Origin of the sequence: Caenimonas terrae (assembly GCF_042655405.1) — a bacterium.
GTDB classification, from domain to species: Bacteria; Pseudomonadota; Gammaproteobacteria; order Burkholderiales; family Burkholderiaceae_C; genus Ramlibacter; species Ramlibacter terrae_A.
Map to the genome: position 1 here is coordinate 451,010 of NZ_JBHSMF010000002.1, position 22,043 is coordinate 473,052.

The window sequence follows — 22,043 nt, forward strand, 5'->3', positions numbered from 1 at the left end:
GAACACGAATGAATGTTCATGGCTTGTTGACCATGCGGTGGACGCTCTTGACCACCGGAAAAGCGTAAAAGTTGATGAGCAATCCCAGCCGCAGGTTGGCCAGCCGCAGGTACGACAGCAACTGGGCCCGGTGGATTTCGGTGATCGCATCGATGGCCTTGACCTCCACGATCAGCGCGCGTTCGACGATGAAGTCTGCGCGGTAGGCGACCCCCAGGGGCCGACCCCGGTACATCGCCGGCACGGACACCTCCCGCTCGAATCCGATTTCCCGCTCGCCCAGCTCGATCGCCAGCGCAGCCGAATAGGCGCTCGCGAGCAAACCCACTCCCAGCACCCGCTGCACCTCCACGGCCGCGCCGATCACGGCATGCGACAGGTCGTTCTCGAACTTCAGGTTGTCCTTCTGCGAATTCTGCGTTGCTTCTGCGCCTTCTGCGTCCGGCTGTCCGTTTTCAGCGGTGTTCATTCCAGCCCCTCTTCCACCAGCTCCGACGCCCGCAGCAGGGCCCGGGCCTTGGCCTCGGTTTCCTTCCACTCGAGCTCGGGCACGGAGTCGGCGACGACCCCTGCGGCGGCCTGGACGTACAGCGTCTGATCCTTGATGATGCCGGTGCGGATCGCGATGGCGACGTCCATGTCGCCGGCGTAACTGAGGTAGCCGCAGGCGCCGCCGTAGATGCCGCGCTTGGTCGGCTCCAGCCTGTCGATCACCTCCATCGCGTGCACCTTGGGAGCGCCGCTGAGCGTGCCGGCCGGGAAGGTGGCCTTCAGCACGTCGATGCTGGTCATGCCGTCGTTCAGGATGCCTTCGACGTTGCTCACGATGTGCATCACGTGGCTGTAGCGTTCCACCGCGAAGGCCTCGGTCACCTTCACGCTGCCGGTCTTGGCGATGCGGCCGATGTCGTTGCGCGCCAGGTCGATCAGCATGACGTGCTCGGCACGCTCCTTCGGGTCGTTGATCAACTCCTGCTCCACGGCCTTGTCGATTTCCGGCGTGGCGCCGCGCGGCCGGGTGCCGGCCAGCGGCCGGATCGTGATCTTCTGGCCCTCGGGCGTCTGCTCCTGCCGCACCAGGATTTCGGGCGACGCGCCCACCACGTGGAAGTCGCCGAAGTGGTAGTAATACATGTAGGGGCTGGGGTTGAGCGAACGCAGCGCGCGGTACAGCGACAGCGGCGACTCGGTGTAGCGCTTCTTGATCCGCTGGCCCACCTGCACCTGCATGAAATCGCCGGCCGCGATCATCTCCTTGGCCTCTTCAACCGCCTTGATGTAGTCGGCCTTGGCGAAATCGCGCTCGGCCGGGAAGGTCTGCGTCTGCTTCACCACCGGCGCGCTCACCGAGTACTTGAGCATCTCGCGCAGTTCGCGCAGCCGCTTCTTGCCGTTGGCATAGGCCTCGGGCTGCGCCGGGTCGGCATACACCATCAGGTAGAGCTTGCCCGAGAGGTTGTCGATGACGGCCAGTTCCTCGCACTGCAGCAGCAGGATGTCCGGGCAGCCCAGGGTGTCGGGCGGACAGCTCTTCTCCAGCTTCTTCTCGATGTGCCGCACGGTGTCGTAGCCGAAGTAGCCTGCCAGTCCGCCGCAAAAGCGCGGCAGCCCCGGACGCAGCGCCACCTTGAAACGCTGCTGGTAGGCGGCGACGAAATCGAGCGGGTTGCCGCGGGCGCTTTCGACCACCACGCCATCCTTCACGACCTCGGTCACGGCGTCGGCGCCGAAGCCGCTGGCGCGCAGCAGCGTGCGGGCCGGCAGCCCGATGAAGCTGTAGCGGCCGAAGCGCTCGCCGCCGACCACCGACTCCAGCAGGAAGCTGTACTTGCCGCCGTCGCGGGCGTGCGCCAGTTTCAGGTACAGCGACAGCGGGGTTTCGAGGTCCGCGAACGCTTCCACCATCAACGGAATGCGGTTGTAGCCCTGCAAGGCAAGGCTTTTGAATTCGAGTTCGGTGATCAAGGGTGAGCCTCCACTAGCTCCACGGCAGGGGGCTGCCGCGTTTCATTCACAAGGATGCCTTGCTGCAAGCAAGGCGCGGGGCACGGACTGCCCGCGCCGGTCAGGAACGCACGAACCGGGACCGACGCCAGGGCCAGGCTCCCCGGTCGCTCAAACCTGTGATGTGGGTTCGGTGAATGAACATTCGGGCCAGTGTAGCAAACAGGACGAGAACCCCGCGAAAACCCTGTAGCCGCTTCGCTCCACCGGGTGAAGAATTCCTCTTGCTACATTTCGAAACAATTGGAGAAATCATGATTTTCAGGAACCCAAAGGCCTGGCTGCTGGCGGCCTTCACGCTGCTGGCCGTGTCCGGAGCCATGGCGCAGGTCACCGTCTCGGGGATCCGTTTCGACGACACCGCCGACATCCGCGGCAGCAAGACGCATCTCAACGGCGCCGGCACCCGCTACAAGGCCGTGTTCAAGGTCTACGTGGCCGGCCTGTATCTCACGCGCAAGGCGGGCACCACGGAAGAAGTGCTGGCCGCGCCGGGCGCCAAGCGCATCACCATCACGATGCTGCGCGACATCGATTCGTCGGAGCTGGGCAAGCTGTTCTCGCGCGGCATCGAGGACAACATGGACAAGGCGTCCTTCTCCAAGCTGATCCCCGGCGTCCTGCGCATGAGCCAGATCTTCTCCGAGAACAAGAAGCTCAACTCCGGCGAGAACTTCGCCATCGACTGGATCCCGGGCACCGGCACCGTGCTCACGCTGCGCGGCGTGCCGCAGGGCGAGCCGTTCAAGGAACCGGAGTTCTACAACGCGCTGCTGCGGATCTGGCTCGGCCCCCAGCCGGCCGACTGGAAACTGAAGGACGCGCTGCTGGGCAAGCCTGCGTGAGATCTTGCGGGACAGAGCTCCAGCCCTGTCCCCAACCGATCAGAGCCGGGCAGCCAGCTCCGCCAGCGAATCGACGAAGCCGTCCGCGTCCACCGAGCGGACCGGCTCGCCGTGGTTGTAGCCGTAGGTCACCAGCACCACCGGGCAGGCGGCGGCGCGGGCGGCAGCGGCGTCGTTGCTGGAGTCGCCGATCATCAGCGTCTCGGCCGGCAGCGAGGGCAGCGCCTCGCAGGTCTTGAGCAGCGGCAGCGGGCTGGGCTTCTTGCGCTCGAAGGCGTCGCCGCCGAACACCACCTCGAAGAAGCCGTCCAGGCCCTTGGCCGCCAGCAGCGGCAACGCGAAATTGGTCGGCTTGTTGGTCAGGCACGCCAGCTTCAGGCCGCGCGACTGGAGCAGGCGCAAGCCCTCGACCACGCCGGGATAGACCGCCGCATGCTGGCCGTTGACCGCCAGGTAATGGCGCTGGTAGGCGTCCCACGCCGAGGGGAACTGTTCCGGCGATCCGCCGACGTGCGCCAGCACCGACAGCACCAGGTGCTCGGAGCCCTTGCCGATCATCCGCTCGATGTCCGGCCGCTCGATGCCGGGCAGCCGCAGGTCGTCCAGCATCCGGTTCAGCGCCACGACGAAATCGCCCAGTGTGTCGATCATGGTGCCGTCCAGATCGAGGATGGCGGCGCTCAGCCGCGGAATTTCGAGCGTCGCGTTCATCGCCGCAGTGTGCATCAGCGCCGGCAAGCGCTCAGGCCGGCACTGCGTCCACGTTGGCGCGGCCCCAGTGCCTGTGCTTGCCGATCGCGGCGACGAAATCCTGCGCCAGCTGCACGCGCGCGGTCGGCTCGCTCTTGCCCACCAGCACGCCGGCCGCCACCACGGACTCGGAACCGGCCGCGTTGATGCCCAGGCTACGCAGCAGCTCCACGCCCTCGCCGATCACGCAGATGGTCTTGAAGTGCTTGAACGCCTCCAGCACGAAGTGCACGGCGTCGCCGTTGGCCGCCAGCGCCCTGGCGCTGGCGGCGCCGCTGGGCACCAGCACCGCGTCGAACATCACCGACGGCATGTTGACGTAGGTGAAGTCCACCGCCAGCTGCTGGCCCGAGGAGGTGGACACGAAGCCCAGGTGCGGCCCGACCACCTTGCAGATGGCCCCGGCGTCGAGCAGCGCCTGCTGCACGATCTTCATCGCCCCGGTCTCGACGCCGTCGGCCACCAGGATCGCCACCTTGCGGGTCTGGATCGGGCCGCCGGCGGTTTCCATGCTCAGCGCGGCCGACGACTCGATCGGCAGCTTGGTACGCGCCTCGCGAAAGCCGGCGCGGCCGGCCGCGGCCTTGGCGTCGGGCGCGCCGATGCCCAGCGGCTCCGCCACCTTGCGCGCCAGCTTGCCGTCGACGTGCGCCAGGTTGTCGACCACGCGCTGGCGGATCGCGGGCACCGCCACCTTCGACAGCTCGAACTGGAAGGCCGCGATGATGTGCTCCTTCTCGGCCGGGCTCTGGCTGTTCCAGAACAGCGTGGCCTGCGAGAAGTGGTCGTCGAAGCTGGCGCTGCGGCGCCGGACCTTGGGCGACTCGATCTCTTCCGGATAGCTCTGGAAGCCGCCGGTGCCGCCGTCGACGCGCTGCTCGGACCCGGTGGCGAGCGTGTTCGGCTCGTAGTTCACCTGGCCCTTGTTGATCGTCTGGCGGTGCATGCCGTCACGCTGGAAATTGTGGAATGGGCACACGCCCCGGTTGATCGGCAGCTCGTGGAAGTTCGGGCCGCCCAGGCGCGACAGCTGCGTGTCCGTGTACGAGAACAACCGGCCCTGCAGCAGCGGGTCGTTGCTGAAGTCGATGCCCGGCACCACGTGGCCCGGATGGAAGGCCACCTGTTCGGTCTCGGCGAAGAAGTTGTCGACGTTGCGGTTCAGGACCATCTTGCCCACCAGCTGCACCGGCACCATGTCTTCCGGAATCAGCTTGGTCGGGTCCAGCAGGTCGAAGCCCAGCGCCTGCGCCTTGCTTTCCTCGATCAGCTGCAGGCCCAGCTCCCACTCGGGGAAGTTGCCCTGGTCGATCGCCTCCCACAGGTCGCGGCGGTGGAAGTCGGCATCCTTGCCGGCGATCTTCTGTGCCTCGTCCCAGACCAGCGCGTGCTTGCCCAGCTTGGGCTTCCAGTGGAACTTGACGAAATGGGCGACGCCGCGGGCGTTGACCAGGCGGAAGGTGTGGACGCCGAAGCCCTCCATCATCCGCAAGCTGCGCGGGATGGCGCGGTCCGACATCACCCACATCAGCATGTGCGTCGTTTCCGGCATCAGCGAGACGAAGTCCCAGAAGCTGTCGTGGGCGCTGGCGGCCTGCGGCATCTCGTGGTGCGGCTCCGGCTTGACGGCGTGCACCAGGTCCGGGAACTTCATCGCGTCCTGCACGAAGAACACCGGGATGTTGTTGCCCACCAGGTCGTAGTTGCCCTCACGCGTGTAGAACTTGACGGCAAAACCGCGCACGTCGCGCACCGTGTCGGACGAGCCGCGGGAACCGGCGACGGTGGAAAAGCGCACGAACACCGGCGTGCGGGCACCCACCTCCTGCAGGAAGTCGGCGCGGGTGTATTCCGACAGCGACTTGTACAGCTCGAAATAGCCGTGGGCGCCGGTGCCGCGCGCGTGCACCACGCGCTCGGGGATGCGCTCGTGGTCGAAGTGCGTGATCTTCTCGCGCAGGATGAAATCTTCCAGCAGCGTCGGCCCGCGCACCCCCGCCTTGAGCGAGTTGTGGTTGTCCGGGATCGGAACGCCCTGGTTGGTGGTCAGCTGGTTCTCCGGACCCTGGCTGAACGACTCCAGCTGCTTGACCTTGGCGGCTGCGCTGTCTCCCGCCTTGGCTTTGCGCTGGGTGTCCTGTCGGGGCTGGGCCATCTATCACTCCTGGGTAACTTGACTGTGCGGTAAAACGAATGGGCAGGCGCAAGCGCGCCGGCGCGCAAGCCGCGAGCTTGAAAAGGGGTTCAGCTGGTTTCGAGGTCGAGGGCGAGCTCGAGGACGTTGGCCACCGTGGCCAGGGCCAGCACGCCGGCAGCGCCGGTGACGCACCACACCAGGAAGTCGTCCTGGATCTCGCTCCACGAGCCGGGGAACAGCAGGCTGAGGGCCACGCCCCCGATGGCGGCGCCGACGACACCCAGCATGGCGTGCAGGTAGACGCCGCGCGACGACTGGACCCGCATCATGGCGGCCGCGGCCGAGCCCATGAGGGCACCGATGAGGATTCCTGCGAGCAACTCCATGGGGGTTCTCCTTGCGCTTTGCGTGGTCGGCATGTGTGCTCTGGAGCTTAGGGACCGCCTGAGCCAGACACCGTAGCCGTGCGGCCCCGCGCGTTGTCGGCCGCATCCCCCAGCACCGGTAGGACGTTTCCCACAGCTTCCTCAGCCGCGGCCCTACCGCGGCGCGGCCTTGCAGCCCCGACAGTTGGCTCTTCAACCAGCACCCGGGCCAGACCATGCACAACCGACTGACCAGCCGCAAGCGTCCCGACGCCAGCGCGAACGCGACCAAGGGCAACACGGTCCCGGCCCAGGGCGAGCAGCAGCAGCGCGTGCCGCGCACGCCCAACGAGCGCGACGAATCGGCCGACAGCCAGGCGGCGCAGGAGCCGTCATCGGGACGCGTCGGCCGGCAGGCGGGCGCAGACGTGGAACGGGGGCTGGTCGACACCGACCGCGGGCCGGTGCTGGACCAGGCCTACGACAAGGTGCGCCAGGGCGCGCAGGACCCGGTCAAGAAGGTCGTGCCGTAGCCGCCAGTTCCTTGCGCATGGCGTCGATGACGCCCCTGTAATCGGGCTTGCCGAAGATCGCGCTGCCGGCCACGAAGGTGTCGGCGCCGGCGGCCGCCACCCGTGCGATGTTGTCGGTCTTGATGCCGCCGTCGACCTCCAGCCGGATGTCCTTGCCGCAGGCGTCGATGCGCTTGCGCGCCTGCTCGATCTTGCGCAGCGCCGAATCGATGAAGCTCTGGCCGCCGAAGCCGGGGTTGACGCTCATGATCAGCACCAGGTCGATCTCCTCGATCATCCAGTCCAGCACGTCCAGCGGCGTCGCCGGATTGAACACCAGGCCGGCCTTGCAGCCTTTGGCCTTGATCGCCTGCACGCTGCGGTGGACATGGCCCGACGCCTCGGGGTGGAAGCTGATGTAGTCCGCGCCCGCTTCGGCGAAGGCCTGGGCCAGCGCGTCCACCGGCTGCACCATCAGGTGCACGTCGACCGGAACCGCGACGCCGGTGGCGGTCTTCGCGTGCGGCTTGAGGGCCGAGCAGATCATCGGACCGAAGGTGAGATTGGGCACGTAATGGTTGTCCATCACGTCGAAATGGATCCAGTCGGCGCCGGCGGCGATCACGCTCTTGACCTCCTCGCCGAGCCGGGCGAAGTCGGCCGAGAGGATCGAGGGGGCGATGCGGTAGGTTTTGCTCATGGCGCATTTTCGCAAATCGCGAACAGGTAACATCCGCGCATGGCCAAGTACCAGTTTCGCGTCGAGGTCGAGCCCCGGTTCCTGCCCGAGCAGTCGGCCCCCTCGCAGGGCATCTACAGTTTCGCTTACACCATCACCATCACCAACACCGGCGAGGTGCCGGCGCAGCTGATTTCGCGCCACTGGGTGATCGGCAACTCCGCCGGCGAGGTGGAGGAAGTCAAGGGCCTGGGCGTGGTCGGCCAGCAGCCGCTGCTCAAGCCGGGGGAAGCCTTCCAGTACACCAGCGGCTGCCGCCTGCGCACCGCCAGCGGCAGCATGGAAGGCAGCTACTTCTTCGTCGCCGAGGACGGCGAGCGCTTCGACGTGCCGGTGCCGCCCTTCATGCTGGACGACGGCGCGCAACGCGTGCTGCACTAGCACCCTCCCCTTGCGGATGACAGACCTCAACCAGGTGCTGGCCACGCTGGATGCGCAGGCGCCCCTGGCGCAGCGGCACCTCTGGCTGATCGGCCTGCTGCAATGGGTGCGCGGCCCGCGCGGCTCGCCGGCCGCGGCGGCCGCCAGCCGGGTGCGGCTGTTTCTCGACGCGCTGGAGGCACAGCCGCAGCTGCAGCAGCGGGTCCGCGACTGGTGGCAGGTGCTGGCCGAAACCGTGGACGCCACCGCCCTGCTGGCGGACTTCGGCTTCGCGCCGCGCATGGCCTTCATCAGCGAATTCAACGAGCGGCTGCGCCAGAAGCTGCTGCCGGCCACGCCGGAGACCACCGATTCGGCGGAGCTGTTCTCGCTGGCCATGCCGCGCGCCGACGACGCCCTGTGGATCGCCGCGCTCGACGCCGACAGCCTGGAGCGGCTCGCCGACCTCCTCACCACGTCGTCGGCGGTGACCAGCCTCACGCTGTGGCAGCACGAGCTGCTGGAAGCGATCAACTATTGCGCCAGCCAGGTGCGCGCCGCCGGCTTCGCCGCCGAACTGCGCCAGCGCATGAGCGCCCCCTCGCGCGAGTTGCAGCCGTTCCACGAGCTGCCGGCCGACGTCGAGGCCTTCCGCGCCGCCTTTGCCGCCACGCCGCGCGAACCGGCGGTGGTGGAGGCGGCCGCGGCCCGCCTGCGCGAGCGGCTGGAGGCCTGCCGGCATGCCGCCGCCAGCGTCTATCCGCACCTGAACGAGCACGGCATCTCGGTGGGCCTGGTGTTCCTGCTGCGGCAGCTGCGCGAGCGCGTGCTGCGCATCCGCGAGCTGATGGACTGCCTGACCTCGCCCACGCCGCAAGCCAGCAGCGCGCGGCTGGTGTCCAGGCTGGCGGCGATGGGCCACGAGCGAAGAAGCCTGCGGGCGCTGCTGGCCGCCAACTCCTCGCTGCTGGCGGCCAAGGTCACCGAGCGCAGCGCGGAGGCCGGCGAGCACTACATCACCCGCACGCCGGCCGAGTACCGGCAGATGCTGTGGAAGGCGGCCGGCGGCGGCGCCGCCACCGCGGCCACCACCTTCCTGAAGTTCGCGCTGGCCAGCCTCGGCCTGGCGGCGTTCTGGGGCGGCTTCTGGGCCGGCATGATGTACGCCGCCAGCTTCGTGTTCATCCAGTTGATGCACTGGACGCTGGCGACCAAGCAGCCGGCGATGACCGCGCCGGCGATGGCGGCGCGGCTGAAGAACCTGGACCAGCCCGGCGCGGTGGAGGAATTCGTCGACGAGGTCGCCAACCTGATGCGCTCGCAAGTGGCGGCGGTGATCGGCAACGTCGGCATGGTCGTTCCCTGCGTGGTGCTGCTCAGCGCCGCCATCGGGCTGGCCAGCGGCGCGCCGATGATCAGCCGCGAGGACGCCCACCATGTGTTCGAGACGCTCCACCTGCTCAACCCGCTCACGCTGCTGTTCGCGGCATTCACCGGCGTGCTGCTGTTCGCCTCCAGCCTGATCGCCGGCTGGACGGAGAACTGGTTCGTGCTGCACCGGCTGGACTCGGCGATGCGCTACAACCCGCGCATCACCGCGGCGCTCGGAAGCGCGCGGGCCGGCCGCTGGGCCGGCTTCATGCGCAACAACATCTCGGGCTTCGCCTCCAACATTTCGCTGGGCATGATGCTGGGGCTGGTGCCGCCGGTGCTCGGATTCATCGGCATCGGGCTGCAGGCGCGCCATGTCACCTTGTCCAGCGGCCAGCTCGCCGCCGCCGCGGCGGCATATGGCCCGCAGGTGCTGGGGATGCCGGAGCTGTGGTGGTGCATCGCGGCAATCCCTTTCATCGCCATGCTGAACCTGGGCGTGAGCTTTTACTTCGCCTTCAGGCTGGCACTGCGCGCGCACAGCGTCGTGCGAGCCGACCGGCTGCGGATCCGGCACGCGATCCTCGCCCGGCTGCGGCAGCGTCCGGCCAGTTTCCTGCTGCCGCTGTGACAGGCGCACTGTCCTACAGCTGCGGCTGAGGCTGCGCGTTACAGTGCGCCGGGGACACGACGCACATGAATGAAATCACGGCCATCTGGGCGGAATGGCTCAGGCCCTCGGCGGGCCTGCCGACCGTCCAATGGTCGATCCTGCTGGCAGTGGCGGCCATCGCGGGTCACCTGGTGCATCGTTTCACCGGCATGCCCAAGGTGGTCGGTTATTCCGCGGTGGGCGCGCTCGCCGGGCTGGGCGGCTTCACCGGCGCGGCCTGGCCGCTGCAAGGCATCGGCCTGTTCCTGCTGGAGCTGGGCGTGGCGGTGGTGCTGTTCGAAGCGGGCGGCCGGATCCCGCTGCGCTGGTTCCGCCACAACCCGATGGTGCTGATGCAGAGCCTGCTGCTGTCGGCGCTGACGCTGCTATCCGTCTACTACGTGCTGCGCTACCTCGGCGTGCGTCTGGAGATCGCGCAGTCGCTGGCGCTGGTGGCGATGGCCGCGTCGCCGGCGGTGCTGGGCCGGATCGTGATCGACACCGGCGCCTCCGGCCCGGTCACCGAGCGGGCGATGGTGCTGTCGACGCTCAGCACGCTGTACGCGCTGACCCTGTGCACGGCGCGCGCCGGCGTGATGGACCGGCCGCACAACAGCTGGTCTGACATGGCCTATCCGATCCTGGTGGTGCTGGGCCTGTCGGTGGTGGTGGGCGCCATCCTGGCGCTGACGCTGCGCATCGCGCTGCGGGTGATGAGCCCCACCAGCGAAAACACCTCGATGCTGTTCCTGGCGCTGCTGGCGGCCGGCACCGCGCTGGCGTCCCACTTCGGCGGCTCGGCGCCACTGGCCGCGCTGCTGGGCGGCATGCTGCTCAAGCAGCTCAACCCCCGGCCCTGGGCCTGGCCGCGCCAGCTCGGCACCGCCGGCTCGCTGCTGACCATGCTGATGTTCGTGCTGGTGTCGGTGGTGGCCGCCAACGCCCAATGGAACGTGCCCACCGCCAAGCTGGTCGCCGGGCTGGTGCTGACCCGCTTCCTGGCCATGGTGGCCGGCGTGTGCGCGGCCAACTGGGGCAGCGGACTGACCTGGCGCCAGGCGACGTACACCGGCGTCGCGATGTCGCCGATGTCCTCGGTGGCGCTGCTGCTGGTCTCGCAGTTCGCCGCCAGCACGCCGACACTGCCGCTGATCGCGCGGATCGCGCTGCCGGCCATCCTGCTGATGGAAGTGCTGGGCGCGATCCTGGCCACGCTCGCCGTCCACCGCACCGGCGAGAGTTCGCGCTCCTGGGGTGCCGACGCCAGCCTGACGACGCCCGGAGAGCTGCGTGGCTAGCGCGCCCGCGCACGGCGCAGCGGCTGACGCGCGGCAGGCCGTGCTCGAGCCGTTCCAGCATTCGGCCGCGCTCTCGCTGGGCGTGGAGCTCGAGCTGCAGTTGATCAACACCAACGATTACGACCTCGCGCCCTATTCCGCCGAGATGCTGCGGCTGATGGCGAAGATCCCGCTGCCCGGCGCCGTGGTGCCGGAGATGACATCCAGCATGATCGAGGTCTCCACCGGCGTCTGCAACTCGTCGGCCCAGGTGCTGGGCGAGCTGTCGCAGATCCGCGATGCGCTGGTGCGCTGCGCCGACAAGCTGAACATCGCGATCGCCGGCGGCGGCACCCACCCGTTCCAGCAGTGGCACGAACAGCGCATCTACGACCGGCCGCGCTTCCACGAACTGTCGCAGCTGTACGGCTACCTGTCCAAGCAGTTCACCATCTTCGGCCAGCATGTGCACATCGGCTGCCCCGATGCCGACAGCGCGCTGCTGATGCTGCACCGCATGTCGCGCTACATCCCGCATTTCATCGCGCTGTCGGCGTCCTCGCCCTTCGTGCAGGGGCAGGACACGCAGTTCGATTCGGCGCGGCTCAATTCGGTGTTCGCCTTTCCCATGTCCGGGCGCGCGCCCTACACCCTGAGCTGGGACGAGTTCGGCGCATGGTTCGCCAAGACGACGCGCACCGGCGTGGTCAAGAGCATGAAGGACTTCTACTGGGACATCCGGCCCAAGCCCGAGTACGGAACGATCGAGATCCGCGTGTTCGACACGCCGCTGACGGTGGAGCGGGCCGCCGCCCTGGCCGGCTACGTGCAGGCGCTGGCCTCCTGGCTGCTGCACGAGCAGCCCTTCATGCCGCTGGAAGACGACTACATGGTCTACACGTACAACCGCTTCCAGGCCTGCCGCTTCGGCCTGGACGCGGTGTACGTGGATCCGGTGAGCGGCGAGCACATGGCGCTGCGCGACCACATCGTGATGACGATGAAGCAGATCGACGCGCATTCGCTGGCCGTGGGCGCCGCGCCCGGCATCGACCTGCTGCGGCTGTCGGCCGACATGGGCGCCAACGACGCCAGGTGGCTGCGCGAGCGCCAGGCCAAGGAACGGCTGCTGGCCGAAGTCAGCCGGCAGGCGGCGGAGCGCTTTCGCGGCGGCCGCGGCTGAGCGCGCTCAGCCGGCGCTGCGCTCCTGCTCGCGCTCCAGCCACTCCGCTTCGTCCTTGAGCTGGCCGATCGCCCGGTACAGCGCCCCCAGCTCGCCGCGGTGGAGCGCCGCCAGCCGCTTCAAGTGGCGCCGGCCGGTGGGCAGCAGGTGCACCTGCACCTGGCGGCGGTCGGTCGGGTCGCGCCGGCGCTCCACCAGGCCGGCTTCCTCGCAACGCGACACCAGGGCGACGGTCCCGTGGTGGCGGGACTGCAGGCGCTCGGCAAGTTCGCCGACGGTCGCCCATTCCCGCCCCGGGAACCCGCACACGTGCAGCAGCAGCTGGTATTGCAGCGAGGTGATGCCCTCCGCCGCCGCCGCATCCTCGCTGAAGCGCATGAACATGCGCAGGTGGTAGCGGAAGCTGGACAGGGCCTCGAGCGTTTCCTTGGCCGGCGTCGCGCCGCTGCGCCTGGTGGGTTGCTGGGTCATCGGAGCTCCGTGGCTGGGTCGGCAAGCAGGCTGTGGTTGCCCATGATAGACATATCATGCCGTGATCTAAGCGGCGGCATGCGGCTCGAGTGCCGGCAGACCCTCTTGTGCGGACGCCTGTCCGGCGGCGCCGGCCGGCGTTGGTGGCGGCCCGAACCGCACCGTCCCCCAGATGGGTGATGCGGCGCCGCCCGCAAAGGACAACAGTGGCGTTGCGCGGGAACGCGCACCCTGTCCGGCTTCCAGGAGAAGCGCCATGCCTTGCATCTTCGAGCTTACGCCAGTTCTGTTTGCGTTGACGCTGAGCGGCCTGCTGGCAGGCTGCGACAAGAGCGGCGGGCCGCAGTCCGCCGCCGTCGTGGCGCCCGGGCCGGCGGGAGCGGTGGTGGCCAACGACTGCCGATCGCCCAACGCCCAGACCACGCAGCGCGGCTGCCGGCCCGCCACCAGGCTGATGGGCAGCCTGTAGGGGCACCGCGCCCGGCCCGCCGCCCCCGGTATGCTCGGGCCATGGGTGAATTCGAGCTGATCGAGCGCTTCTTCAAGCGCCCCGCCAGGCGCAGTCCGCTGGGGGTGGGAGACGATTGCGCGCTGCTGCAACCGGCGCCCGGCATGCAGCTGGCCGTCTCCACCGACATGCTGGTGGAGGGCCGGCACTTCCTGTCCACGGTGGACCCGCTGCGGCTGGGCCACAAGGCGCTGGCGGTGAACCTGAGCGACCTGGCGGCCTGCGGCGCCAGCCCGCTGGCGTTTTCACTGGCGCTGGCGCTGCCGGCGGCCAACGAAGCCTGGCTGGAACGCTTCTCCCGCGGCCTGCTGGCACTGGCCGACAGCCATGGCTGCGAACTGGTGGGCGGCGACACGACGCAAGGGCCGCTCAACATCTGCATCACCGTGTTCGGCGAAGTGCCCGCCGGGGGCGCGCTGCTGCGCTCGGGCGCCCGTGCCGGCGACGACATCTATGTGAGCGGGAGCGTCGGCGATGCCCGGCTGGCGCTGGAGGTGTTTCGCGGCAGGCTGTCGGTGCCGGCGGCGGTGTTCGAGGCGGCACGGGCGCGGCTGGAGCAGCCGACGCCGCGGCTGGCGCTGGGCATGGCCCTGCGCGGCATCGCATCGGCCGCGATCGACATCAGCGACGGCCTGGCCGGCGACCTGGGGCACGTGCTGAGCCAGTCCGGCGTCGGCGCCCGCGTCGACAGCGTGTCGGCGTTCGGCCTGCTGGCGTCACCCGGGATCCCCGTCGACACGGCGCTGGACCTGGTGCTGTCCGGCGGCGACGACTACGAACTGCTGTTCACCGCCCCGCCGTCTGCCAGCAAGGCGGTGCAGGCGGCGGCGGCCGCCAGCGCGACGCCGATCACGCGCATCGGCACCATCCACGCCGAGCCCGGCCTGCAGCTGGTGGACCGCAGCGGCGCGGTCCTGATGCGGCGCTTCACGTCCTTCGATCATTTCGCCTGAGCTGTCATCGCGCGGCGCGCGAAAGCCGTTGCACAGGCCATGAGGATCCTGCTGCGCGCCATGTCCTTGATGCTGCTGCTGGCGTTGTCGACGGCAGCGCCAGCGGGCGCCAGGGCCCTGAGCGGCATCGTCAACCATGTCACCGACGGCGACACGCTGTGGGTGCGGCCGCTGCACGGCGCGCCGGTGCAGGTGCGCATCCGGGGCCTGGACGCGCCGGAGATCTGCCAGGCCTTCGGCCCGCAGGCGCGCGATGCACTGGCAGGCCGCGTCCTGCACCGCGCCGTGCGCGTCTCCATCCGGGCGCGCGACGTCTATCACCGCAGCGTCGGCAGCGTCAGCCTGGACGGCCAGGACGTCGGCGCCTGGCTGGTGGCCGGCGGCTATGCCTGGTCGGCGCGCTACCGCGGCCGCTCAGGCCCCTATGCGCTGGAGGAAGAACAGGCCCGGCGGGCGCGGCGCGGCCTGTGGGCGGATGCGGCGATCGAGCCGCGCAGCTTCCGGCGCCGCCACGGCTCCTGCCGCGCGGGCTGACGCGGCCTAGCCGCGCAACTCCTTGCGCATCTCGTCGAGGAAGCGGCCGCAGGCCGGCGACAGCGAGCGCCCGCGCCGGGTGACCACCGAGATGTCGCGCGAGACCCGGGGCGCGGTCAGCGCCCGCACCACCAGCGACTTGTCGTCCGCCGCGCTGGCGTACGCGGCCGGCATGATCGACGCCCCCAGCCCGCTGGCGGTCATCCACAGGGCGGTGGAGAGGAACGACACCTCGTTGACGATCTCCAGCACCACGCCGGCGCGCGCCGCCGTCGCGTCCACCAGCGGCCGGATGCCGTAGCCCGGGCGCACGGTGATGACGCCGTGGCCGGCCAGCTGCCCAGCGCAGCGGCTTGCTGCCGGCCAGCGGATGCTCGCGGCCGCACACCAGCGCGAGGTGGTCGCGCACCAGGGTGACGGAATCGACGTCGGCCGCCGCCTGCTCCGGCGTGCCGATGCCGAAGTCGACGTGGTCGCCGGCCACGCGCGAGACGAACTGGTCGGGCGCGCAATCGTCGATCACCACGCTGATGTCCGGATGCAGCTGCGAGAAGCGCCGGATCACCCGCGGCAGCAGGATCTGCGCCAGCGTCGGCGTCACCGCCAGGCAGACGCGCCCGCGCTTGAGCGCCGTCAGGTCGCGCACGCCGGCGCCCAGCGCCTCCACGTCGCGCAGGATGCGCTCGGCCACCACCACCGCTTCGTTGGCGGCCTGGGTCGGACGCAGCGAGCGGGTGGTGCGGTCGAACAGGCGGGCGCCCAGGCCCTGCTCCAGCTGGCGGATCAGCACGCTCACGGCCGACTGCGTCACCGACAGCTGTTCGGCGGCCGCACTCAGCTTGCGCAGCTGGTAGACCGCGTGGAAGGCGCGCAGCTGGCGCAGCGTGGGGGTGAAGGCCGGCGGTCGATTCATTCCGTGAAATCATAAGTGCTTCGCAATTTATCGATTTACGAATGAATCGAAAGCGTCTCCAATGGCTCAAACAGGAGACAAGCGAATGAACATGTTCTTGCGCGGCGCTGCGGCGCTGCTGGCCGCCGGCGTGCTGTCGGCGCAGGCCCAGGCCCCCGCCCCGGCCGACTTCCCCAGCAAGCCGATCCGGATCGTCGTCACCTTCCCGCCGGGCGGCAGCACCGACGCGGTGGTGCGGATGATCGTCCCGCGCCTGAGCGAGAAGCTGGGGCAGCAGGTGGTGGTGGACAACCGGCCCGGCGCCGGCGGCAACATCGGCCTGGCGATCGTGGCCAAGGCGCCGCCCGACGGCTACACGCTGGGGGTGGGCGCCGCCGGCGCGCTGTCGGCCAACGCCAGCCTGTACGCGCAGATGCCCTTCGACCCGCTCAAGGACCTCAAGCCCGTGAGCATGCTGGCGGCGATCCCGTTCGTGCTGGTCGGCCATCCCTCGCTGAAGGCCCGCACCCTCAAGGACCTGATCGCCCAGGCCAAGGCCGATCCGGCCAAGCTGGCGATCGGCCACGGCGGCAACGGCACCGCGATGCACCTGTCGGCGGCGCTGCTGGGGCAGATGGCCGACATCAAGCTGGTGGAAGTGCCGTACAAGGGCTCGGGCCCGGCGGCGCTGGACGTGCTGGCCGGGCAGCTGCCGCTGGCGGTGGTGGACCTGCCGGCGGCGCTGCAGCAGATCAAGGCCGGCAAGCTGATCGCTTTCGCGGTCACCAGCGCGCAGCGGCTGCCGACCCTGCCGGACGTTCCCACGGCGGCCGAAGCGGGCCTGCCCGGCTACGACTCCACCGGCTGGTTCGGCGTGGTCGCGCCGGCCGGCACACCGGCGCCGATCGTCGCGCGGCTCAACGCGGAGATCACCGCGGCGCTGAACGACCCCCAGATCCAGGCCAGCATGCGCAACCTCGGAGTGGAGCCGGCGCCCGGGAGCGCGGACAGCTTCGACGGCTACATCCGCTCGGAGACGCGCAAGTGGGCCAAGGTGATCCGGCAAGCCAACATCAAGCTGGACTGAAAATGACGCAGGAGATCCAAGCCGACGTTCTCATCGTCGGGGCCGGGCCGGTCGGCCTGACGCTGGCGATGGACCTGCAGTCGCGCGGCGTGACGGTGGCGATCGCCGAGATCCGCCGCTATGCCGAGCCGCCCAACGTCAAGTGCAACCATGTGGCTGCGCGCACGATGGAGCAGTTCCGCCGGCTCGGCGTGGCGCAGAAGGTGCGCGACGCCGGGCTGCCGCCCAGCCATCCGAACGACGTGGTGTTCCGCACCGCGGTCACCGGCCAGGAGCTGACCCGGATCCCGATCCCCTGCCGGCGCGACCGCTACACCGAGACCGAGGGCCCGGATGCCTGGTGGCCGACGCCGGAGCCGCCGCACCGCATCAACCAGATCTTCCTGGAACCGATCCTGCTGGAGCACACCGCGGCCTTGCCCGGCGTGACGCTGCTCAATCGCACCCAGGTGACGGCGTTCACGCAGGACGGCGCCGGCGTGCAGGCGAGCGCGCTGGACCTGGACACGGGCCAGGAGCGGGTCATCCGCGCACGCTACCTGGCCGGCTGCGACGGCGGCAGTTCCACCGTGCGCAAGCAGATCGGCGCCAGGCTCGAAGGCACGGCCGTGATCCAGCGCGTGCAGTCCACCTACATCCGGGCGCCGCAGCTGGCGGCGCTGATTCCCGGCAAGCCGGCCTGGTGTTATTACTCCGTCAATCCGCGGCGCTGCGGCACCATGTTCACCATCGACGACGGCCAGACCTGGCTGGTGCACAACCACCTGAACCCGGACGAGCCGGAATTCGACTCGGTCGACCGCGACTGGGCGATCCGCCAGATCATCGGCGTCGGCCCGGACTTCCACTATGAAGTGATCAGCAAGGAAGACTGGGTCGGCCGGCGGCTGGTGGCCAACCGCTTCCGCGACCGCAACGTGTTTCTCGCAGGCGATGCGGCGCACCTCTGGGTGCCGTACGCCGGCTACGGCATGAACGCCGGCATCGCGGACGCGATCAACCTGTCCTGGCTGCTGGCGGCACGCATCAACGGCTGGGGCGACGCAGCGATCCTGGACGCCTACGAGGCCGAGCGCCAGCCGATCACCGAGCAGGTGTCGCAGTTCGCGATGGAGCATGCGGCCAAGATGATCAAGGCCCGCCGCGCCGTGCCGGCCAACATCGAGCAGGCCGGCGCCGAGGGCGAGGCGATCCGTGCCGACATGGGACGGGAAGCGTACCAGCTGAACGTGCAGCAGTTCTGCTGCGCCGGCCTGAACTTCGGCTATTACTACAGCGGCTCGCCGATCCTGGCCAGCCAGGGCGAGGAGCAGCCGCCGCCCTACAGCATGGGCGGCTTCACCGAATCGACCGTCCCCGGTTGCCGGGCGCCGCATTTCTGGCTGGCCGACGGCCGTTCGCTGTACGACGCCTTCGGGCCGGCGTACACGCTGCTGCGCTTCGATCCGGCGGCGGACGCGGATCCCCTGCTGGCAGCGGCCGCAACAAAGGGGCTGCCGATCACCGTGCTCGACGTCCATGCCGGCAAGCTTCCTGCGGCCTACCGCCACAAGCTGGTGCTGTGCCGCTCCGACCAGCATGTGGCGTGGCGCGGGGATGCGGTGCCGGCCGATCCGGCGGGTCTGGTGGAATTGCTGCGCGGCGCCATCCCTCTGTCGTCCCAGGCTTGACCTGGGACGCAGGCGCCACCCTGCCAACACTGCCCATCACGCCGCCACCAGCGGTCCCGTGCGCTTGCGCTCCCACTGCGTGACGCCGTCGTAGCCCCAGTCGGTGGCCGGCAGCTCGCGCACGATCACGTAGCTGGCCTGCGCCAGGGCGCCGCCGCCGGCCAGCTGGCGCTGCAGTTCGGCGAACGCGGCCTCGATGAAGGCCTCCTTCTGCGGCGGCGTGTTGGTGCCATGGGTGATGTCGATCTCCAGCAGCGCCGTCGGCTGCTCGGTCCGGCGCCCGCCGATGAACCACTGGGCATCGGGCAGGTCCTCGATCACCACCGCCGTGACCTCGGGCCGCTTGCCGAGCGTGCGCGCGGTGATCTGGGTCAGCGCCCGCGCCAGCGACGCATGGCGTTCGGGGTTCTGCAGCGGGGCGATCTTGATCTTGAGCGTGGGCATGTCAGGCCTCCTTGTGGGTGTGGAACATCTTGCGGGCCAGCGGCTCCGCGGCATTGCGCAGCCCCCGGCCGATGGCGCAGAAGAAGGCGTCGATCGCCTGCCGGCGCAGCGCCAGTGCGCGCAGGCGACTGGCTTCGAAGGCCGCGGCATCGCGGTCGGCGGGAGTGAGGCAGCTGCGGGGTGTCTGGTTCATGGCGGGCTCCTTGGTGAATGGGTTCACTCTAGGCAGCCGGGAGCGGTGCGGAAACGGCGGGCGCCGCAATTCGGTGTTGCATGGGCTGCAACACCGGCGGCCGTTCGCTACCATTGGGCGCATGAGGGACCTCGACTTCGACGCCATGCACCTGTTCGCCCGCGTGGCGGAACTGGGCACGCTGTCGGCGGTGGCGCGCGAACGCGACGTGCCGGTGAGCCAGGTCTCGCGCACGCTGGCCCGCATCGAGAAGGCCTGCGGCGTGCGGCTGATCCACCGCAGCACGCACGGCCTGTCGCTCTCGGCCGAAGGCGACACCTTCCTGGATTACTGCCGCCGGCTGACCGGCACGCTGGACGAACTGGAAGGCGAGTTCGCCAGCCGCGCCGGCCAGGCCGGCGGCCGCGTGCGGGTGGCCGTGAGTTCGGTGATCGCGCAGTTCCAGCTCCTGCCCAGCCTGCCCGGGCTGGCGGCGCGGCACCCGGGCATCAAGGTGGAACTGGAGGTGTCGGACCGGCTGGCCGACATGGCCCGCGACGGCATCGACATCTCGATCCGCACCGGCATCAACCTGCCGGACACGGTGGTGGCGCGCCGCATCGGCACCCTGGGCCGCGCGCTCTACGCGTCGCCGTCCTATGCGAAGGCGCATGGACTGCCCGCCCATCCGGACGACCTGCGCCACCACCGGCTGGTGTGCAACAGCGCCGTGCCCTCGCTCAAGCAATGGGCCTTCCTGGCCAAGGGCAAGCCGCTGGTCTTCACCGCGCAGGCGCACTGGCAGGCCAACGACACCAACGTGATGGCCGGCATGGTGCTGCAGGGCCTGGGCATCGGCCGGATGGCCACCCTGGCCGGCGAGCCGCTGGTGCGCGAGCAGCGGCTGCTGCGGGTGCTGGAGGAATTCGTCGATCCGCAGGCCGTGCCGGTGTACGCCGTGACGCTGGCCAGCCGCCACCGGCTGCCCAAGATCGGCGCCTGCCTGGAGTGGTGGAGCGAATGGTTCGCCCGGGCCGACAGCGCCGCGGCGGCGCGCACGGGAACAAAATGAGGTCCGTGCCCGATCCCCATCCCCCCCTCCTCTCGCCGACGCTGCGGCCCACGCTGCGCTTCCTGTTTGCGCATCCCGCCCACCTGATCGCCCTGGGCTTCGGCTCGGGCCTGTCGCCGGTCGCGCCCGGCACCGCGGGCACGCTCTGGGCCTGGCTGGCCTGGCTGGTGCTGGCGCAATGGCTCACGCCCTGGGAGCTGGGGCTGCTGATCGCGGTGTCGCTGCCGGTCGGCTGGTGGGCCTGCACCGTGACCGCGGACCATATGCGCGTGCTGGACCCGGGCAACATCGTGTGGGACGAAGTGGTCGCCTTCTGGATCGTCCTGTGGCTGCTGCTGCCGGCCGGTTTCTGGATGCAGCTGGCGGCCTTCGGGCTGTTCCGCCTGTTCGATGCACTCAAGCCCGGGCCGGTCGGCTGGGCCGACAACCTGTTCCACGGCTTCGGCTGGAAGGGCGGCTTCGGCATCCTGTTCGACGACCTGGTCGCTGCCCTGTGCGCGCTGCTGGCGATCGCAGCCTGGAAGGCCTGGTGGTGAGCGCGGATTTGCCGTCGCCGCAGGCCGTGCTGCGCCTGGCCGAGATGCTGCAGTCCAGGGGCTGGATGCTGGCCACCGCGGAGAGCTGCACCGGCGGCATGATCGCGGCCGCCTGCACGGACCTGGCCGGCTCCAGCAACTGGTTCGAGCGCGGCTTCGTCACCTACTCCAACGAGGCCAAGAGCGAATCGCTAGGCGTCGACCCGGCGCTGATCGCGGCGCATGGCGCCGTGAGCGAGGTGGTGGCCCGCGCCATGGCCTTCGGCGCGATCCGCCATTCGCACGCGCAGGTCGGCGTCGCCGTCACCGGGGTGGCCGGCCCCAGTGGCGGCAGCCCCGACAAGCCGGTGGGCACGGTCTGGTTCGGCTTCCAGGTGGCCGGCCTGCTGAGCAGCGAAATGCAGCTGTTCCCGGGCGACCGCGCGGCGGTGCGCGCAGCCACGGTGCGCCACGCGCTGAACCGGCTGCTCGCGCTGCTGGCCACTACAACTTGATCGCCATGAGGAGCGCCATGCACTTCGACCGGCAAAGCATCCACAACTTCCAGGGCGCGTCCGCGCGGCGCGGGCTGCGCACGGACCTGGCGAAAGGCAGGCCATGAGCTGGTTCCAGGGCTTCGACGAGGACATCTTCGCCGTCAACGGCACCGAGATCTTCGCGCGCGTCGGCGGCACGCGGGGCAAGCCGCCGCTGCTGCTGCTGCACGGCTTCCCGCAGACCCATGCCATCTGGCACCGGGTCGCGCAGGAGCTGCAGCGCGATTTCCTCCTCGTGCTGCCCGACCTGCGCGGCTACGGCGATTCGCAGAAGCCGCAGTCGGTCGCGGACCACGCCAATTACAGCAAGCGCGAGATGGCCGCCGACATGGCGGCACTGATGACGATGCTCGGGCACGAGCGCTTCTTCCTGTGCGGGCACGACCGCGGCGGCCGGGTCGCCCACCGGCTGGCGCTGGACCACGCGCAACGGGTGCGCAAGCTGTGCGTGCTGGACATCGCGCCGACGCTGGACATGTACGAAGGCACCGACCTGGCGTTCGCGCGCTCGTACTTCCACTGGTTCCTGCTGATCCAGCCGGCGCCGCTGCCGGAGATGATGATCGGCCCCAACGCGCGCGCCTGGCTGCACGTGGTGCTGGGCAGCCTCGGCACCGGCGGGCTGGACTTCATCGAGCCGCAGGCGCTGGCCGAGTACGAGCGCTGCTTCTGCCGCGCCGAATCGATCCATGCCGCCTGCGAGGATTACCGGGCCAGCGCCGGCATCGACCTGGAGCACGACCGCGAGAGCCGCGCGCGCGGCCAGCAGATCGCCTGCGACCTGCTGGTGCTGTGCGGCGAGCGCGGCGTGGTGCAGCGGCTGTTCGATCCGCAGGCGCTGTGGCAGGCGCAATGCAGCGGCAAGGTCGATGCCCGCGCCGTCGCCGCCGGCCATTTGATCCCGGAAGAACTGCACCAGCAGACTGCGCAGGCTCTGCGCGGATTCTTCGCTTGACCGCGCCGGGCAAGCGCA

25 protein-coding genes and 1 pseudogene are annotated in these 22,043 nt (G+C 69.6%); 15 read left to right on the top strand and 11 right to left on the bottom strand.

Annotated elements, in window-relative coordinates; translation table 11 throughout:
• Positions 1–16: 16 nt before the first annotated feature.
• Entirely contained in the window at positions 17–469 is a 453-nt protein-coding gene (locus tag ACFPOE_RS02190) for a GxxExxY protein (protein WP_376848354.1), read from the bottom strand.
• Complete coding sequence (gene trpE / locus ACFPOE_RS02195) at positions 466–1,965, bottom strand: anthranilate synthase component I (protein WP_376848355.1); 1,500 nt, start codon at positions 1,963–1,965, stop codon at positions 466–468. Before trpE ends, ACFPOE_RS02190 begins: the two co-directional genes overlap by 4 nt.
• 293 nt (positions 1,966–2,258) lie before the next feature.
• On the opposite strand from trpE, the gene ACFPOE_RS02200 reads away from it, so the two are divergent.
• Positions 2,259–2,849: a chalcone isomerase family protein gene (locus ACFPOE_RS02200; RefSeq protein WP_376848356.1), complete on the top strand. Its 591-nt coding sequence runs from the start codon at positions 2,259–2,261 to the stop codon at positions 2,847–2,849.
• Between the two features lie 39 nt (positions 2,850–2,888).
• On the opposite strand, the gene gph is transcribed toward ACFPOE_RS02200, so the two are convergent.
• The 3 genes from gph to ACFPOE_RS02215 all read right to left on the bottom strand — a co-directional run bounded on the left by gph (position 2,889) and on the right by ACFPOE_RS02215 (position 6,122).
• Positions 2,889–3,560: a phosphoglycolate phosphatase gene (gph, locus tag ACFPOE_RS02205; RefSeq protein ID WP_376848357.1), complete on the bottom strand. Its 672-nt coding sequence runs from the start codon at positions 3,558–3,560 to the stop codon at positions 2,889–2,891.
• A gap of 31 nt (positions 3,561–3,591) precedes the next feature.
• Entirely contained in the window at positions 3,592–5,754 is a 2,163-nt protein-coding gene (gene katE / locus ACFPOE_RS02210) for a catalase HPII (RefSeq protein ID WP_376848358.1), read from the bottom strand.
• Between the two features lie 89 nt (positions 5,755–5,843).
• Positions 5,844–6,122: a GlsB/YeaQ/YmgE family stress response membrane protein gene (locus ACFPOE_RS02215; RefSeq protein WP_376848359.1), complete on the bottom strand. Its 279-nt coding sequence runs from the start codon at positions 6,120–6,122 to the stop codon at positions 5,844–5,846.
• 215 nt (positions 6,123–6,337) lie between these two features.
• Here ACFPOE_RS02215 and ACFPOE_RS02220 point away from each other — a divergent pair, with 215 nt between their 5' ends.
• Entirely contained in the window at positions 6,338–6,634 is a 297-nt protein-coding gene (locus ACFPOE_RS02220) for a hypothetical protein (RefSeq protein ID WP_376848360.1), read from the top strand.
• On the opposite strand, the gene rpe is transcribed toward ACFPOE_RS02220, so the two are convergent.
• On the bottom strand, positions 6,615–7,313 hold the full coding sequence (gene rpe, locus ACFPOE_RS02225) for a ribulose-phosphate 3-epimerase (protein WP_376848361.1): 699 nt from the start codon (positions 7,311–7,313) through the stop codon (positions 6,615–6,617). The genes ACFPOE_RS02220 and rpe overlap by 20 nt on opposite strands.
• Positions 7,314–7,352: 39 nt before the next feature.
• Between rpe and apaG the strand changes: the two genes are divergently transcribed.
• The 4 genes from apaG (at position 7,353) to ACFPOE_RS02245 (ending at position 12,195) form a co-directional block, all read left to right on the top strand.
• Complete coding sequence (apaG, locus tag ACFPOE_RS02230; RefSeq protein WP_376848362.1) at positions 7,353–7,733, top strand: Co2+/Mg2+ efflux protein ApaG; 381 nt, start codon at positions 7,353–7,355, stop codon at positions 7,731–7,733.
• Positions 7,734–7,749: 16 nt separating this feature from the next.
• Complete coding sequence (locus tag ACFPOE_RS02235) at positions 7,750–9,714, top strand: site-specific recombinase (RefSeq protein WP_376848363.1); 1,965 nt, start codon at positions 7,750–7,752, stop codon at positions 9,712–9,714.
• A gap of 65 nt (positions 9,715–9,779) precedes the next feature.
• Positions 9,780–11,033 (top strand): cation:proton antiporter domain-containing protein, encoded by a 1,254-nt coding sequence (locus ACFPOE_RS02240; RefSeq protein ID WP_376848364.1) that lies wholly within the window; start codon positions 9,780–9,782, stop codon positions 11,031–11,033.
• Positions 11,026–12,195, top strand: a complete 1,170-nt coding sequence (locus tag ACFPOE_RS02245; RefSeq protein ID WP_376848365.1) for a YbdK family carboxylate-amine ligase — start codon at positions 11,026–11,028, stop codon at positions 12,193–12,195. The genes ACFPOE_RS02240 and ACFPOE_RS02245 overlap by 8 nt, the downstream gene beginning before the upstream one ends.
• Before the next feature lie 6 nt (positions 12,196–12,201).
• Here the strand turns inward: ACFPOE_RS02245 and ACFPOE_RS02250 are convergent, their stop codons facing one another.
• Complete coding sequence (locus ACFPOE_RS02250) at positions 12,202–12,666, bottom strand: MarR family winged helix-turn-helix transcriptional regulator (protein WP_376848366.1); 465 nt, start codon at positions 12,664–12,666, stop codon at positions 12,202–12,204.
• 256 nt (positions 12,667–12,922) lie between these two features.
• On the opposite strand from ACFPOE_RS02250, the gene ACFPOE_RS02255 reads away from it, so the two are divergent.
• The 3 genes from ACFPOE_RS02255 to ACFPOE_RS02265 are packed head-to-tail and all read left to right on the top strand — an operon-like array spanning position 12,923 to position 14,661.
• A complete protein-coding gene (locus ACFPOE_RS02255; protein ID WP_376848367.1) occupies positions 12,923–13,135 on the top strand; it encodes a hypothetical protein in 213 nt (70 codons plus the stop codon).
• A gap of 41 nt (positions 13,136–13,176) precedes the next feature.
• Positions 13,177–14,127 carry a thiamine-phosphate kinase gene (thiL, locus tag ACFPOE_RS02260; protein WP_376848368.1) on the top strand — a complete coding sequence of 317 codons (951 nt, stop codon included), beginning with the start codon at positions 13,177–13,179 and terminating at the stop codon, positions 14,125–14,127.
• A gap of 39 nt (positions 14,128–14,166) precedes the next feature.
• Positions 14,167–14,661 carry a thermonuclease family protein gene (locus ACFPOE_RS02265; RefSeq protein ID WP_376848369.1) on the top strand — a complete coding sequence of 165 codons (495 nt, stop codon included), beginning with the start codon at positions 14,167–14,169 and terminating at the stop codon, positions 14,659–14,661.
• Between the two features lie 6 nt (positions 14,662–14,667).
• Here the strand turns inward: ACFPOE_RS02265 and ACFPOE_RS02270 are convergent, their stop codons facing one another.
• Together ACFPOE_RS02270 and ACFPOE_RS02275 are read right to left on the bottom strand one after the other, a co-directional pair.
• Entirely contained in the window at positions 14,668–14,973 is a 306-nt protein-coding gene (locus ACFPOE_RS02270; RefSeq protein ID WP_376848370.1) for a LysR substrate-binding domain-containing protein, read from the bottom strand.
• Between the two features lie 82 nt (positions 14,974–15,055).
• Positions 15,056–15,574 (bottom strand): annotated as a pseudogene (locus ACFPOE_RS02275) (LysR family transcriptional regulator); the annotation flags it as partial.
• Positions 15,575–15,659: 85 nt separating this feature from the next.
• On the opposite strand from ACFPOE_RS02275, the gene ACFPOE_RS02280 reads away from it, so the two are divergent.
• Positions 15,660–16,640, top strand: coding sequence for a Bug family tripartite tricarboxylate transporter substrate binding protein (locus ACFPOE_RS02280; protein ID WP_376848371.1), 981 nt, complete (start codon positions 15,660–15,662; stop codon positions 16,638–16,640).
• Positions 16,641–16,642: 2 nt separating this feature from the next.
• Positions 16,643–18,310, top strand: a complete 1,668-nt coding sequence (locus tag ACFPOE_RS02285; RefSeq protein WP_376848372.1) for an FAD-dependent oxidoreductase — start codon at positions 16,643–16,645, stop codon at positions 18,308–18,310.
• A gap of 36 nt (positions 18,311–18,346) precedes the next feature.
• On the opposite strand, the gene ACFPOE_RS02290 is transcribed toward ACFPOE_RS02285, so the two are convergent.
• Both ACFPOE_RS02290 and ACFPOE_RS02295 read right to left on the bottom strand, forming a co-directional pair.
• On the bottom strand, positions 18,347–18,754 hold the full coding sequence (locus ACFPOE_RS02290) for a tautomerase family protein (RefSeq protein ID WP_376848373.1): 408 nt from the start codon (positions 18,752–18,754) through the stop codon (positions 18,347–18,349).
• A 1-nt stretch (position 18,755) separates the two neighbouring features.
• The gene (locus tag ACFPOE_RS02295) at positions 18,756–18,947 is read right to left on the bottom strand and encodes a hypothetical protein (protein WP_376848374.1); all 192 of its coding nucleotides are present in this window, start codon (positions 18,945–18,947) and stop codon (positions 18,756–18,758) included.
• Positions 18,948–19,068: 121 nt separating this feature from the next.
• Here ACFPOE_RS02295 and ACFPOE_RS02300 point away from each other — a divergent pair, with 121 nt between their 5' ends.
• From ACFPOE_RS02300 to ACFPOE_RS02315, 4 genes are all read left to right on the top strand, one after another.
• Positions 19,069–19,998: a LysR family transcriptional regulator gene (locus tag ACFPOE_RS02300; protein ID WP_376848375.1), complete on the top strand. Its 930-nt coding sequence runs from the start codon at positions 19,069–19,071 to the stop codon at positions 19,996–19,998.
• Complete coding sequence (locus ACFPOE_RS02305) at positions 19,995–20,534, top strand: phosphatidylglycerophosphatase A family protein (protein ID WP_376848376.1); 540 nt, start codon at positions 19,995–19,997, stop codon at positions 20,532–20,534. Before ACFPOE_RS02300 ends, ACFPOE_RS02305 begins: the two co-directional genes overlap by 4 nt.
• A gap of 44 nt (positions 20,535–20,578) precedes the next feature.
• Complete coding sequence (locus ACFPOE_RS02310; protein WP_376848789.1) at positions 20,579–21,028, top strand: CinA family protein; 450 nt, start codon at positions 20,579–20,581, stop codon at positions 21,026–21,028.
• Positions 21,029–21,131: 103 nt separating this feature from the next.
• A complete protein-coding gene (locus ACFPOE_RS02315; protein ID WP_376848377.1) occupies positions 21,132–22,025 on the top strand; it encodes an alpha/beta hydrolase in 894 nt (297 codons plus the stop codon).
• Positions 22,026–22,043 lie beyond the last annotated feature (18 nt).

Coding starts and splice junctions, on each gene's coding strand:
- ACFPOE_RS02300 (WP_376848375.1), top strand. CDS start 19,069: ATGAGGGACCTCGACTTCGACGCCATGCACCTGTTCGCCCGCGTGGCG.
- ACFPOE_RS02305 (WP_376848376.1), top strand. CDS start 19,995: ATGAGGTCCGTGCCCGATCCCCATCCCCCCCTCCTCTCGCCGACGCTG.
- gph (WP_376848357.1), bottom strand. CDS start 3,560: ATGAACGCGACGCTCGAAATTCCGCGGCTGAGCGCCGCCATCCTCGAT.
- ACFPOE_RS02235 (WP_376848363.1), top strand. CDS start 7,750: ATGACAGACCTCAACCAGGTGCTGGCCACGCTGGATGCGCAGGCGCCC.
- ACFPOE_RS02255 (WP_376848367.1), top strand. CDS start 12,923: ATGCCTTGCATCTTCGAGCTTACGCCAGTTCTGTTTGCGTTGACGCTG.
- ACFPOE_RS02215 (WP_376848359.1), bottom strand. CDS start 6,122: ATGGAGTTGCTCGCAGGAATCCTCATCGGTGCCCTCATGGGCTCGGCC.
- ACFPOE_RS02265 (WP_376848369.1), top strand. CDS start 14,167: ATGAGGATCCTGCTGCGCGCCATGTCCTTGATGCTGCTGCTGGCGTTG.
- ACFPOE_RS02190 (WP_376848354.1), bottom strand. CDS start 469: ATGAACACCGCTGAAAACGGACAGCCGGACGCAGAAGGCGCAGAAGCA.
- thiL (WP_376848368.1), top strand. CDS start 13,177: ATGGGTGAATTCGAGCTGATCGAGCGCTTCTTCAAGCGCCCCGCCAGG.
- katE (WP_376848358.1), bottom strand. CDS start 5,754: ATGGCCCAGCCCCGACAGGACACCCAGCGCAAAGCCAAGGCGGGAGAC.
- ACFPOE_RS02295 (WP_376848374.1), bottom strand. CDS start 18,947: ATGAACCAGACACCCCGCAGCTGCCTCACTCCCGCCGACCGCGATGCC.
- ACFPOE_RS02200 (WP_376848356.1), top strand. CDS start 2,259: ATGATTTTCAGGAACCCAAAGGCCTGGCTGCTGGCGGCCTTCACGCTG.
- ACFPOE_RS02250 (WP_376848366.1), bottom strand. CDS start 12,666: ATGACCCAGCAACCCACCAGGCGCAGCGGCGCGACGCCGGCCAAGGAA.
- ACFPOE_RS02315 (WP_376848377.1), top strand. CDS start 21,132: ATGAGCTGGTTCCAGGGCTTCGACGAGGACATCTTCGCCGTCAACGGC.
- apaG (WP_376848362.1), top strand. CDS start 7,353: ATGGCCAAGTACCAGTTTCGCGTCGAGGTCGAGCCCCGGTTCCTGCCC.
- ACFPOE_RS02220 (WP_376848360.1), top strand. CDS start 6,338: ATGCACAACCGACTGACCAGCCGCAAGCGTCCCGACGCCAGCGCGAAC.
- ACFPOE_RS02290 (WP_376848373.1), bottom strand. CDS start 18,754: ATGCCCACGCTCAAGATCAAGATCGCCCCGCTGCAGAACCCCGAACGC.
- ACFPOE_RS02310 (WP_376848789.1), top strand. CDS start 20,579: ATGCTGCAGTCCAGGGGCTGGATGCTGGCCACCGCGGAGAGCTGCACC.
- ACFPOE_RS02285 (WP_376848372.1), top strand. CDS start 16,643: ATGACGCAGGAGATCCAAGCCGACGTTCTCATCGTCGGGGCCGGGCCG.
- ACFPOE_RS02280 (WP_376848371.1), top strand. CDS start 15,660: ATGAACATGTTCTTGCGCGGCGCTGCGGCGCTGCTGGCCGCCGGCGTG.
- ACFPOE_RS02240 (WP_376848364.1), top strand. CDS start 9,780: ATGAATGAAATCACGGCCATCTGGGCGGAATGGCTCAGGCCCTCGGCG.
- rpe (WP_376848361.1), bottom strand. CDS start 7,313: ATGAGCAAAACCTACCGCATCGCCCCCTCGATCCTCTCGGCCGACTTC.